Source organism: Helicobacter pylori (assembly GCF_006439795.1).
GTDB classification, from domain to species: domain Bacteria; phylum Campylobacterota; class Campylobacteria; order Campylobacterales; family Helicobacteraceae; genus Helicobacter; species Helicobacter pylori_CR.
Genome location: NZ_VEYL01000004.1, coordinates 1 through 13,712 on the forward strand (window position 1 = coordinate 1; position 13,712 = coordinate 13,712).

Below are 13,712 nucleotides of genomic sequence, written 5' to 3' on the forward strand. Positions count from 1 at the left end.
CTAGATTTGAAATGCACTAGAGTGTCAGCGATATTTTCCGCTTGCTCTATTTGCTGCGCTTGAGTGCCAAAATGAGCGATGCTGTTGGTTAAATTCGTTATGGTTTCTTGCACATACGCGCAACCGGCTCCCCAAGTGTTAGAAGTTACTTGACCTGGATTGGTGCCCCTACGCTCACCCCCTTGCACTGCATAACACACCCCTAAAGAGTCTGATACAAAGTCTTTAGGGATTTTTTCAAAGTTTTTCACCACTTGTTCGGCTTGGTTTAAAATCTCTGCTTGGGCTTGCGCATTAGCGAGCATGCTTTGCGCAAAGCTGGCGTCTGTGTAAGGGTTGAATGGTTTTCCAGTGTTCAAGTTGTTTTGATTTTGCGCGTTTTCACTAACGATTTTGGCTTGCACGACAGCTTCTTGGGCGTTAGCGATCATGTTTTGGATAGCACTGATTTCATTAGCAAACATCCCGCACATTGTCCCATTGCCGCTTATCCCTGCCCAATACCCTTTACCGCCATTTTGAAAGTTTGGGCATGCGCTATTTAGGGTAGTGATGATGATGCTCGCTTGCTTTAAAAGCTCTTGAGCGTTATTTTCTGTACTGATATTTTCTGTTGTTGGTGTTGGTGTTGTGTCATTCCACGAGGTTGAAATAGCTTTCCCATGACTCCATGAGTATATTAAAGGTTCATTGGGTTTACCACCCGTTCTTTTGTCTCCACTAATAGTGAAATCAAGTTTTGTAGTGGTGTCGCTTAAAACCGGGATCCCATCCCCATTAGCTCCATTGGCTGTCAAAGCCTTTTGAATGATTTGATAGGCTTGATTGATTTTCGCATAATTTTCAGTGGATATAGGCCCGCCAAATCCTGGCTCATAATACGAATTACAAGTGATGGTAGTCGTATTTTGCCCTGGCACATTATTAAAAGTTTGGATACCTCCATTCGCGCTCTCTTTACTGCCAGGCCCACAAGCCGTAAAAGCATAGCTTGTAACTTGCCACAACCCCACCGCTGCATTCAACGCTAAAAGCACGGCTTGATACGCTGGGGAATTGGTTTTGACATCAAGCAAATTCCTAGAGCTTGAGCCTAGATTATCCCTTGCGTCATTAATCGCGCTCGGATCAGCGGATAACCTAATAAGGGTGTTTAGGGTGCTGTAATTATTCAAAAGATTGTTCAGCTTTTCATAATTGTCTGAAAGCTCTTGAATGCCTTTGGTGTTTGTTGCCATTTGAGCGGCTTCACCGATCTGATAGCCTGCGCTCATGTAAAAGCCGTCGTCTTCAGCGTGGAGCAAAAACGAGAGAGAGAGAGAGAGTAAAAGGGTTTTTTTCATCGCATTCTCCTTGAAATAAAATAGTTTAGGTAAGTCTTGTAAAGCATGAGATTTTATCACAAGATTTCGTTAATATAGCATGAATTGATAAGATTTTTGCGCTAATGGGGCGTTTTGTTGTTTCAAAAAAAAAAAAAGGGTTTTTGGGGTATTTTGGAACTATTTTAAATGATTAGAAAGGGTTAAAATTTGTTTTAATCAAAGATAGCGATAAAATGGGGTTTTGGTTACTTGGTGGGATCGTTTTAGATTTAGTTGTAAAACTCTTAAGGGGGTATTTTAAAATAATATTCCCCTTAACCCCCTTAAAATCCCCCTAACCCCCCAAGACCGCTTTTTTAGTAAAGTTATCGCTTGCTTGACGCAAGCTCTTTACTATTTTATTATCTATCTTTTATTAAAAAAACTTGTTATCATGCTAAACATGAACACACACACAAGAGGCATTGACAGCAATCTGATTCATTCGCTCCAAAGCATTTCATTATCCATGTTTAGAAAGGGTTTTTTTGGGCTTTATCAAGGCTCCATTTCGGCACGCATTGGTGCAAATCAGTTTGTGATCAATAAAAGAAACGCTGTTTTTGATCAATTGAATGAAAACACCTTACTGGTCTTGCATGACAAGATAGATTACCGCTGGAAAGAAGCGAGCCTGGATTCGCCCATTCATGCGAGCGTGTATCGGGAGTTTTTGGACGCTAAATTCATCGCTTACGCGCGCCCTCCTTATAGTTTGGCGTATTCCTTGCGCCACAACCGATTGCTCCCTAGGGATTATTTAGGGTATCGTTCTTTGGGCGAAGAAATCGTTATTTTTAACCCCAAAGATTATGACAGCTGGCAAGAAAGAGCGGATACAGAAATTTTACGCCAATTACAAGAGAGCAAAAAATATTTTGTTTTCATTAAGGGGTGTGGGATTTTTGCCTACCACAGAGAGCTTTCTAAACTCATGGAAGTTTTTGATTTGATTGAAAACTCATGCAAGGTTTTACGATTGGGCGATTTAATGGATTATTGCTATAATGACGATCCACGATTGAGCGTGTAAAAAGCTAAAAAGGATAAAACATGACCATCAACACCCATTACACCCCTAATTTCACACAGCTCCAAACCTTAAACAATATCAATAATGATGCAACCATAAAGGACAGGAATCAAGCAGAGCAGGATTTACAACAAAGCAGTATTCAAGATGGTTTCAGCCAAGATAACACGCCAAACGCCCCTGATTTTGACCGACTACAAGCTTTAAACGCTATCAATAACGACGGCGAGATTAAAGATAGATCTCAAGTTGAAAAAAGCCTTATTGATGGCGAAAATACCCCTGAAATTTATTCCAGCCTAGACACATACGCTTAAAAAGGGGTGTTTTACCATTCTTTCAAAGCCATTTTGATCGCTTCTATCACGCAATCAATCCCACCCGCTAAACTAAAAAGCCAGTATTTATGCGCGTAAATGTATTCTAATTGCTTAGCCCTTAATTCGTCTTCATTATTCGTTTTTTTACACACGATTTCAGCGATATGCAATTCCTGGTGGAAAATGTAAGATTGTATCGCATCCATGAAATACGAATTGAATCGCTTGTCATCAAAAAGTTCTTTAACGTTGTCAATTTCAGCGCTCAAATGCTCTAATTCTTTAAAATCTAGCTCTTCTAATTTGTTTTTTTCATGAAGCTTTTCCACTTCTTCTAAAAATGGCGCCACTTTCAAAAACACTTCTTCAACTTGTGTTTTTTTCTCATTGGCGTATTTGATGATCTCTTCGCATTTTTGCTTGGCGATCTTTAAATTTTTAGCCTGTTCTGATTGAGTGGGATAAATAAGATTGATAGGAGGCTTTGGCTTGGATTTGTCTATTTTTTCGCACACTTCTTTAAAGGGCATTTCTTTAGTCCCTTTAATCCTAGCCCCCCCTTCAGTAGCGTTAATGACTTCTAATTTATAGGGCGTGTTAAAAATATCTTTTTCAAAAAATTCTAAGAAAAGTTTCCACACTAAAGTGGTTTCTACTTCCCCGTTACCTCCGTATTTTTCTATAAAAATCTTGTCTTTATCCTTTTTAGGCTTAATCTCCCTATCGCCATAAATCGCCCCATTGGCATGGCTGTTACCGCTTTGTGAAAAGCTCAAATCTTGCCCGATAAACACGCACCTTTTGAAACGAGAATGCACCACTAATTCATACGCCATGTTCGCTGCACTCATGCCTATGCCCACATAACCATACTGGTGCAAATCAAAAAGGTTGGTGTAACCAAAGGGGCGGAAACTGAATTGCTTAACCCCTTTTTGAATCGCTTGAATCAATCGTTTATGCACAATGGAAGTCAGAGCAAAAATAACGCCTTCTTGAAAATCTAAGGGGGTTTCTTCGTAAAATTTCGCCGTTAAATCCACCCTTTCTAAAGACAGCACAATATCAGGCTTGATACCGGCTTTAGCCAAAATAGGGAAAGAAGCGTCTATGCAAAAAAGCGTGGCGTAAGGAGCGATTTCTTTTAAAAGGGGGAGTTGTTTGTTCAAACTGGGCCCGGTTGAAACAATAATGGCGGTGTCTCTGTTTTTTAAAGCGTTCACAAAATCCACTAAACTAGGGCTTTTGATGACTTCAGGCAAATTAGCGGCATGCTGTTTGATGCCTATGAGCGCGTCTTTAGCATCATTGCCTACGCTAATAGCGCCATGCTCTAAAGCGCGGATGAAATGCTGGTTGATTTCTATCATTTGATTAGAGTATCGTTCATAATAAGCGTTAAAAAGTTTTAAATCATACATTCTTGCGTATAAACGAGACTTTTTATCCATATCAAACAATGAAGCGATCATGTTGTAATTGCAAAAACTTGCATGCAATAAAATCAAACGATTTTCTAAAATCTCAGTGGAAAAATCCAAGAGATTCAGCACAATGAAAATAATTTCTATTTCAGGCTCAATGACCACCAAGCGTTTTAAATTGCCATTACCTAAAAGCAAGCGATAAAACACCCCATTACCCAAGCCAAAATAATACAAATAAGGATAAAGCATGTAAATTTCGCTATTTTTGTATAGCTCTAAGCTTGAATCTAGCGGGCTTTTTTCAAATAAGGGCGTGTTTGTTTCTTTATCTAAGAGGTTGAAATTCGCGCTATCATTCCCTAAAAACACTTCGTATTTTTTGTTTTCTTTAACGGCTTTGAGCTTTGCGAACAAAAGAGGGTCTTTTTTGAAAAGAGCTTGTAAGTTTTTTTGATAAATATCCATCATTCTAACTTATAAAAATAGCTTATAAAAAAGGGCTAACGCCCCTTTGAATTAAAAGGGCTGTTATTGTAAAAGCCTTAAGACATTTTGTTGCACCGCATTCGCTTGCGCCATAGCAAAACTCCCGCTTTGCGCCAAAATATTGTATTTAGAAAAGTTTGCGCTCTCTTCAGCAAAATCCACATCTCTGATTTGAGATTCAGCCGCTTTAACATTCACTTGGGTTACAGAAATATTATTAATGGTTGTAACCAATTCCATTTGCACCGAACCCATATCCGAGCGGATCTTGTCTAATTGCGTGCGCGCAGAATCTGCCATATCCATCACAATCATCGCCCCTTTAAGGCTTGTTACCCCAGCCCCTATACCTTGAGAATTGGTCTCCGCTTGCGCGCCATTAGCGTTCGCTCCGGCTGCTGAAGCCACATTCGCATCAAAAATACCCCTAACCGCTCTCAAATTCACGGTGTATTCTGCCACCCCTTGAGCGGAATGAAAGCCCACATGGCTAAAATTCACACCGCTCACAATGATGTCTCTAGCGTCGGTTCTGGTCAAGGTTAAGCGCCCAATCACCGCATGCTGTGTCCCAGAAATCCCTGCAAAATTCCCTCCCCCAAAAACCTGACCGCTCGCGCTCGTTGCATGCACAGAAATCGCGCGCCCATCAATGGAGTGCAAATTAATGCGCCCTTGAATATCCAAGCTCGCTTCCACGCCGGTGCGATCTTTGACAGAGTTAATGGCATTAGTCAACCTCCCGTCAGCGTCGTTTTTATGCACATCATTCACGGTTCCAATTTCTACGCCATTAATGGTAAGCTCCCTAACAGTTCCTGATTGCACGGGAGTGCCGCCGGTGGCCATGACATTATAAGACGCCCTAACGCCTAAGGTGTTAGAAAAACGATTGATGATTTCGCTTAACGCTCCAATCCCTGTGCCAGCGCTCGTAGAAATGCGCACGGTTTCAATCTTATAATCATTCACGCCATTGACTTGTTTGAAATTCAATCCCACTTCAGTCAAGTTTTGCGCCGCCGCGCTAGCGAGCATGCCTGCACCGCTAAAAGAAGAAGTTTCCATGCGCACATGCCCAATTTTATCCGAACTCGTTGAGCCAATAGACGCTTTAACCGTGGTGTTAGAATACGCACCAATTTGGAATTCTTTGTTAGAAAAACTTCCTGAAAGCATTTGTTGGCCGTTAAAGCTTGTGGTGTTAGCGATATTGTCTAGTTCTTCTAACAACCTTTGAATATCGCTCTGGAGCGCTCTTCGGCTTTCTAAAGTTTGCCCGTCTTGAGCGGCTTGAACGGCTTTGGTTTTAATGGTGTCTAAGATTTTGATTTGCTCATCCATCGCTTTATCAGCGGTTTGAACCATACCAATAGCGTCATTAGCGTTGCGGATCGCTTGACCCAAATTCGCGCTTTGACTCCTTAAGCTATCAGCGATCGCCATCCCGCTAGAATCATCAGCGGCTTTATTGATCCTAAGCCCTGAGCTTAACTTTTCAAGCGAGCTTGAAAGGTCTCTGTTGTTTTGAACCCCTACCGCATGAGAAGTTAAAGCGGCGATATTGGTATTTATCCTAAAACTCATGTTTGCATCCTTTGCATAGATATTTGCTGTTAATCAAGCAAAGGGTGTTCCAACTCTTTGATTTTTAGTGCTGTTATCGTTTTTATGGTTTAATAGGGCGTTCAGTCAAAATTCTATGCTACAATCATTCCTAATAGGTATAAACATTTCATTAAAGGCGTTCAATGAAGCACCTTATTATTGTAGAATCCCCTGCAAAAGCCAAAACCATTAAAAATTTTTTGGATAAAAATTACGAAGTCATCGCCTCTAAAGGGCATGTTAGGGATTTATCCAAATTCGCTTTAGGCATTAAGATTGATGAAACAGGCTTCACTCCTAACTATGTCGTGGATAAAGACCATAAAGAGCTTGTCAAACAGATCATAGAGCTTTCTAAAAAGGCATCTACCACCTACATCGCTACCGATGAAGACAGAGAAGGGGAAGCGATAGGCTATCATGTGGCATGCTTGATTGGGGGGAAATTGGAGAGCTATCCTAGGATTGTTTTTCATGAGATCACGCAAAATGCGATTTTAAACGCTCTAAAAACCCCACGACAAATTGACATGTCTAAGGTCAATGCCCAACAAGCCAGACGCTTTTTAGATCGGATCGTGGGTTTTAAGCTCAGCTCGTTGATTTCATCAAAAATCATTAAAGGTTTGAGCGCTGGGCGGGTGCAGAGCGCGGCTTTAAAGCTTGTGGTTGATAAAGAAAGGGAGATCAAAGCCTTTAAGCCTTTAACCTACTTCACGCTAGACGCTTATTTTGAGTCGCATTTAGAAGCGCAACTCATTAGTTATAAAGGCAACAAACTCAAAGCTCAAGAACTCATTGATGAAAAAAAAGCTCAAGAGATTAAAAACGAATTAGAAAAAGAAAGCTACGCTATTTCTAGTATTATTAAAAAATCTAAAAAATCCCCCACACCGCCCCCTTTCATGACTTCCACTTTACAGCAAAGCGCTTCCAGTCTTTTAGGCTTTTCGCCCACAAAAACCATGAGTATCGCTCAAAAATTGTATGAGGGCGTAGCCACCCCGCAAGGGGTTATGGGGGTGATCACTTACATGAGGACCGATAGCTTGAATATCGCTAAAGAAGCTTTAGAAGAAGCGAGGAATAAGATTTTAAAAGACTATGGCAAAGACTACTTACCCCCTAAAGCCAAAGTCTATTCCAGCAAGAATAAAAACGCCCAAGAAGCCCATGAAGCGATCAGGCCCACTTCTATTATTTTAGAGCCAAACGCTTTAAAAGACTACCTTAAGCCTGAAGAATTAAAGCTCTATACTTTAATTTACAAACGCTTCTTAGCTTCTCAAATGCAAGACGCTCTTTTTGAAAGCCAAAGCGTGGTTGTGGCTTGCGAAAAAGGCGAGTTTAAAGCGAGTGGCAGAAAACTCCTTTTTGATGGCTATTATAAAATTTTAGGCAATGACGATAAGGACAAATTGCTCCCCAGTTTGAAAGAAAATGACCCCATTAAATTAGAAAAACTAGAGAGCAACGCCCATGTTACAGAACCTCCAGTGCGCTATTCAGAAGCAAGCTTGATTAAAGTTTTAGAAAGTTTAGGCATAGGCAGGCCCAGCACCTACGCCCCAACGATTTCCCTCTTACAACACAGAGACTACATCAAGGTAGAAAAAAAGCAAATCAGTGCTTTAGAGAGCGCTTTTAAGGTGATAGAAATTTTAGAAAAGCATTTTGAAGAAATCGTGGATTCCAAATTCAGCGCTTCTTTAGAAGAGGAACTGGACAATATCGCTCAAAATAAAGCCGACTATCAGCAAGTCTTAAAGGACTTTTACTACCCTTTTATGGATAAAATTGAAGCCGGGAAAAAGAATATCATCTCTCAAAAAGTGCATGAAAAAACCGGCCAATCATGCCCTAAATGCGGTGGGGAATTGGTCAAAAAAAATAGCCGTTATGGGGAGTTTATCGCTTGCAACAATTACCCTAAATGCAAATATGTCAAACAAACTGAAAACGCCAACGATGGAGCCAAGCAAGAATCGTGCGAAAAATGCGGAGGGGAAATGGTGCAAAAATTCAGCAGAAAAGGGGCGTTTTTAGCTTGCAACAACTACCCAGAATGCAAAAACACCAAATCGTTAAAAAACACCCCTAACGCAAAAGAAATCATAGAAGGCGTGAAATGCCCAGAATGCGGGGGGGATATTGCCTTAAAAAGGAGCAAGAAAGGCTCGTTTTATGGCTGTAACAACTACCCTAAATGCAATTTTTTATCCAACCATAAGCCCATCAACAAGCGTTGTGAAAAATGCCATTATTTAATGAGTGAAAGAATCTATCGCAAAAAAAAGGCGCATGAATGCATCCAATGCAAAGAGCGCGTGTTTTTAGAGGAAGATGATGGCTAAAGAAAATCTTCCTGTCGTTTTTGGACCCATTTTATCTAGGCGTTTTGGGAAGTCTTTGGGCGTGGATCTATCGCCCTCTAAAAAACAATGCAATTACAATTGCATTTATTGCGAGTTGGGTAAAGCCAAGCCCATTGAGTGCATGGAAGAAGTGATAAAAGTAGAAACCTTGATTAACGCCATTCAAAACGCCCTAAACAACCTCACCACCCCCATTGATGTTTTAACCATTACCGCTAATGGCGAACCCACTCTATACCCTCATTTATTAGAGCTTATCCAAAGCGTCAAGCCTTTTTTAAAGGGCGTTAAAACTTTGATTTTAAGCAACGGCTCACTCTTTTATGAGCCAAAAGTCCAGCAAGCCTTAAAGGAATTTGACATCGTTAAATTTTCTTTAGACGCTATTGATTTGAAAGCCTTTGAAAGAGTGGATAAGCCCTATTCTAAAGACATTAACAAGATTTTAGAGGGGATTTTGTGCTTTTCTCAAATTTATCAAGGGCAACTGGTGGCTGAAGTGCTGTTAATTAAGGGCGTGAATGATAGCGCGAACAACTTAAAACTCATCGCTGACTTTTTAAAAAAAATCAATGTCTCTAGAGTGGATTTAAGCACCATAGACAGGCCCTCAAGCTTTAAAGCCCCTAAATTAAGCGAAGACGAATTATTAAAATGCTCTTTATTTTTTGAAGGGCTTTGCGTGAGTTTGCCTAAACGATCTATTGCCCAAGCCAAAAAATTGATTTCTTGCGGTATAGACGAATTGCTCGCTTTAATTTCCAGGCGCCCTTTAAGCGCAGAAGAAGCTCCCCTAATACTAGATCCTAACACCTTTAAGCATTTAGAAACTTTATTAAACCATAAGCAAATTACGATTAAAGAAGTCGGCTCTTTGGAGTTTTATTGTGCGTTTTAACCTCCATTTGTAAAATACCATAAAAATGATCTCAAAAGCCGACAGATAATTAAAAACTTAATGTTTTTAAGTGCTACATCCTTTTACTATAACCATAACCCACTTTTTCTGCTTTTTTTGTAGTGTTAGCAGACGCTTCTATTTCTTTACTAATATCAGCAACGATGTTTTGAAGGATTGAAAAGCTTTGAGAGGTTGAAGGGTGGGCTTGTGGGTTTCTCATTTCAAGCATTTTAGCTTGAGCTTTAGAGCGTATTTTCAGGTTTTCGTTTTGCCATTCTTCTGTAACCTTAAAATCTCTAGGGTCTAGTTCTAAATAAGCGATAGAACTTGGTTTATAGAAATTCACTTGTTTAGCGATAGCTTTTTGTGAATAGGGAAGAGATTCTAATTCTTTTTGCAAATAAGCTACAAGCTCTTGCGTTTTTGATTCTCTTTGAGAGTGGGGTTGTTTGGAGTTTGGAAGGTGTTTTGGCTGGGTAGGGGTTTGGTTTGTTTTTGCAGGTTTAGGGGTTTTGCATTCAGCTTCTATTTCTATAGCAATACCGGTAGTAATACCGGTCTTAATTCTTGTTCTTTTAATAAATAATTGACCATGTTTTTCTTGGCAATTTTGTTCTGTTTCTTTAATGAAATCTTTCTGTTCTTTAATTAAATCTCTTTGTGTATTAATTGTCTTTTGTTTTTCTTGTTCTGTTTTCTGTCTTTGCTGTTCTAACTCTATCCCACTCTTATTTGTCTTTTGCCTTTCTTGTTCTGTTTTCTGTCTTTCTTGTTCTGCTTTTATTTGACTATTAGCGAGTTCTATCCCACTCTTATTTGTCTTTTGCCTTTCTTGTTCTGTTTTCTGTCTTTCTTGTTCTGCTTTTATTTGACTATTAGCGAGTTCTATCCCACTCTTATTTGCCTTTTGTTTTTCTTGTTCTAGTTCTATTTGTTTATCAATATCACCAGCATTACAAGCGGCTAATAATAAACTTGTCGCTATGGTTAATCCTGAATATTTCCACCAATTGATTTGATTCTCTTTTTCAGCTTGTTTGGATTTATCTTGGACTTTATCGTCTAATTCTTTTGCTCTCTTGCAAGCAACATGGGTTAATATTACTAACGCTACCTTGCTTTTCTTGGGATGTTTTTTCACAAGTTCTCTAACTTTCTTTGCAATTTTTGTAAAAATCCCACCAATTGATCGGAGCGTATTTGTAATGGCACTCACTTGCTTAAAATGAGTCCCTTTATTTGTCTTTGTGTTAGCCATCTCTGTGTTTTTGCCAACTTTATTTGTTTTTCCTGTTTTTACTGATTCCATTACCAACCTTTTTTCAAAAAACAATCCTAGACATCAAAACTATATCATAGAAACTAATACGAAAAAATCCACTCAAGTTAGATCAACCCCTTTATTATTATCAATGCGCAGTTAAGCCATGGTCTTTCAATTCTTTTTCTAACTTGGCTACAGCGTTCCAAGTGGGGATTACGCTATCAGGGTTTAAAGAAATGGAAGTGATGCCCTCTTTGACTAAAAACTCTGTTACTTCAGGGTAATCACTTGGGGCTTGCCCGCAAATCCCGCAATATTTGTTGTGCCTTTTACAAGCTTCAATCGCTTTTTTAAACATTTTTAGCATCGCTTCATTCCTTTCATCAAAGACGTGGCTGACTAATTCGCTGTCTCTATCCACGCCTAAAGTGAGCTGGGTTAAATCATTAGAGCCAATAGAAAAGCCATCAAACAAGCTTAAGAAATCATCAGCCAAAATGACATTCACCGGTAATTCGCACATGATATAAATTTCAAGCCCGTTTTTACCGGATTCTAAATTGTTTTTTCTTAAGATTTCTAGGACTTTTTTACCCTCTTCAATGGTTCGCAAAAAGGGGATCATCACTTTCATATTTGTCAAGCCCATTTCTTCCCTCACTAACGCTAAGGCTTCACACTCCCACGAAAACGCTTCATTATAGCTCTCTGAATAATACCGACTAGCCCCCCTATAGCCAAGCATGGGGTTTTCTTCATTAGGCTCATAGCTAGAGCCGCCAAGCATGCGCATATATTCATTGGATTTGAAATCGCTCGTTCTCACAATCACAGGTTTAGGGTAAAACGCTGCGCTGATCATGCCAATGCCTTCAGCGATTTTTTTCACAAAAAAATCTTTAGGGTTAGCATAGCCTGCCATGAGGTTTTCAATTTCATTTTTTTCTTTCACGCTTTTTTTGTGGTGCAAATCCACTAAGGCTAAAGGGTGGGCTTTGATTTGATTTAAAATAATCATTTCCATTCTGGCTAGCCCTACGCCGTGATTAGGGAGCTGAGAAAAGCCAAAGGCTTTTTCAGGGTTTCCAATGTTAATGTAAATTTTTGTTTGCGTTTCTTGCATGTTAGAAAGCTCCACCCTTTCAATTTCATGCTCATAAATGCCTGCATACACATAGCCCTCTTCACCCTCAGCGCAAGAAACCGTGATTTCCATGCCGGTATAAAGGCTATCAGTCGCCCCGCTCACCCCAACAATGGCTGGCACGCCAATTTCTCTCGCCACAATAGCGGCATGGCAAGTGCGCCCTCCACGATTAGTGATAACCGCGCTCGCTTTTTTCATGCAAGGCTCCCAATCTGGGTCGGTGTTATCCGTAACTAAAATTTCGCCCTCTTTAAAAGAATTCATGTGCTCCAAATCATTGATAATGCGCACTTTCCCTGAGCCAATTTTACTCCCAATCGCTCTGCCTTGTAAGATAATTTCTTTTTTTTCGTTAGGGTTTTTGAATTTGAATTTTTCAAAGACTTGACTTTCTTCTTTGGTTTTTTGGCTTTGAACGGTTTCTGGGCGCGCTTGAACGATAAAGATTTCCCCGCTCTCGCCATCTTTAGCCCATTCTATATCCATGGGGCGGTATTGTTTGGCTTCTTTAGAGTAATGTTTTTCAATTTCAACGGCGTATTTGGCTAAAATCAGCACATCTTCATCGCTCAATGAAAAGGATTGCCATTCTTTTTTGGTGGTTTTAATGTTTCTAGTGGGGTGTTCGCTACCCCTTGGGGCATAGACCATTTTTTGCGTTTTATTGCCGAGCTGCCGCTTGATAATGGGGCGTTTGTTTTGTTCTAAAGTGGGCTTAAACACATAAAATTCATCAGGGTTTATCGTGCCGCCCACCACATTTTCGCCCAACCCCCACGCTGAAGTGATAAACACCGCGTCTTTAAAACCGGTTTCAGTGTCAATAGAAAACATCACGCCCGCGCTGCCTTTATCCGCTCGCACCATTTTTTGCACCCCCACGCTCAGCGCGACTTTTAAATGATCAAACCCACGACTCGCTCTATAACTAATCGCCCTATCGGTAAAAAGCGACGCTAAACAGGATTTGATATAGTGGATCAATTCTGTTTTACCCTTAATGTTTAAATAAGTGTCTTGCTGCCCGGCAAAAGAAGCGTCCGGCAAATCTTCTGCAGTAGCGGAACTCCTTACCGCCACATCGGCTTCTTTCATGTGGTATTGCTGGCTTAAAATCTCATAAGCTTGAAAAATCTCATCTCTCAAATCGCTAGGAAAAGGCGTGCCAAAAATAAGCTCTCTGATTTGTTTGGAGCGGATTTTTAACACATCAATTTCGGTGGCATCTACATTTTCTAAAAGTTCTATGATTTTTTGTTTAGCCCCCCCTTGCTCTAAAAGATACCAATACGCTTCGCTGGTGATCGCAAAGCCATCAGGCACTTTAATCCCAATTGGCACTAATTCTTGAAACATCTCGCCAATGCTAGCGTTCTTGCCCCCAACCAGATTCACATTCTTATTGTTCAACTCTTTGAAAAACTTGATATATCGCACAAAACTCCCTTAAAATGATCATTAAGTCTCTTAAAACAAAAATATAATAATGATAGCATGATAGAGCTTTAGTTTTAGCCAGTTTGTATTCTAAGCTTTGTTAATAAGGGGTGTATTTTTTTGGTTTATGATTTTATTGTATAATAAGCGGTTAGTTAGGTATTTTTGAATAGAAAGGGTGGTTTTGTATAGGCGGTTATTGTTGAATTTGTTTTGTATGGTGTTTTTACAAGCGTGTTTAAAGCCTATGAACGACCCTAAGGCTGAGAAAGTGGATTCGCAAGTGCAATGCGGGTTTGGCTCAAAGGATTGCTAAAAGCATTGAAAAAATATTGAAAAAGTATTCAAAG

General features: G+C 39.9%; 9 protein-coding genes. 4 read left to right on the top strand and 5 right to left on the bottom strand.

Annotated features, from left to right (window positions below; translation table 11 throughout):
* A partial coding sequence (locus FIM66_RS02555) for a SabA family sialic acid-binding adhesin (protein ID WP_341472523.1) occupies positions 1-1,343 on the bottom strand: 1,343 nt, incomplete at its 3' end.
* A gap of 415 nt (positions 1,344-1,758) precedes the next feature.
* On the opposite strand from FIM66_RS02555, the gene FIM66_RS02560 reads away from it, so the two are divergent.
* The gene (locus tag FIM66_RS02560) at positions 1,759-2,397 is read left to right on the top strand and encodes a class II aldolase and adducin N-terminal domain-containing protein (protein WP_097552123.1); all 639 of its coding nucleotides are present in this window, start codon (positions 1,759-1,761) and stop codon (positions 2,395-2,397) included.
* A gap of 20 nt (positions 2,398-2,417) precedes the next feature.
* The gene (locus FIM66_RS02565; protein ID WP_140548827.1) at positions 2,418-2,714 is read left to right on the top strand and encodes a hypothetical protein; all 297 of its coding nucleotides are present in this window, start codon (positions 2,418-2,420) and stop codon (positions 2,712-2,714) included.
* Positions 2,715-2,725: 11 nt separating this feature from the next.
* Here the strand turns inward: FIM66_RS02565 and FIM66_RS02570 are convergent, their stop codons facing one another.
* A complete protein-coding gene (locus tag FIM66_RS02570; protein ID WP_194149242.1) occupies positions 2,726-4,609 on the bottom strand; it encodes a motility associated factor glycosyltransferase family protein in 1,884 nt (627 codons plus the stop codon).
* Between the two features lie 63 nt (positions 4,610-4,672).
* Positions 4,673-6,217: a flagellin B gene (locus FIM66_RS02575; protein WP_137296877.1), complete on the bottom strand. Its 1,545-nt coding sequence runs from the start codon at positions 6,215-6,217 to the stop codon at positions 4,673-4,675.
* A 164-nt stretch (positions 6,218-6,381) separates the two neighbouring features.
* Between FIM66_RS02575 and topA the strand changes: the two genes are divergently transcribed.
* Positions 6,382-8,592, top strand: a complete 2,211-nt coding sequence (topA, locus tag FIM66_RS02580) for a type I DNA topoisomerase (RefSeq protein WP_140599916.1) — start codon at positions 6,382-6,384, stop codon at positions 8,590-8,592.
* Positions 8,585-9,511 (top strand): radical SAM protein, encoded by a 927-nt coding sequence (locus tag FIM66_RS02585; RefSeq protein ID WP_140473076.1) that lies wholly within the window; start codon positions 8,585-8,587, stop codon positions 9,509-9,511. Before topA ends, FIM66_RS02585 begins: the two co-directional genes overlap by 8 nt.
* Before the next feature lie 73 nt (positions 9,512-9,584).
* On the opposite strand, the gene FIM66_RS02590 is transcribed toward FIM66_RS02585, so the two are convergent.
* On the bottom strand, positions 9,585-10,823 hold the full coding sequence (locus FIM66_RS02590) for a DUF874 family protein (protein WP_140599918.1): 1,239 nt from the start codon (positions 10,821-10,823) through the stop codon (positions 9,585-9,587).
* A 100-nt stretch (positions 10,824-10,923) separates the two neighbouring features.
* A complete protein-coding gene (gene ppsA, locus FIM66_RS02595) occupies positions 10,924-13,362 on the bottom strand; it encodes a pyruvate, water dikinase (RefSeq protein ID WP_140498772.1) in 2,439 nt (812 codons plus the stop codon).
* Positions 13,363-13,712: the final 350 nt, after the last annotated feature.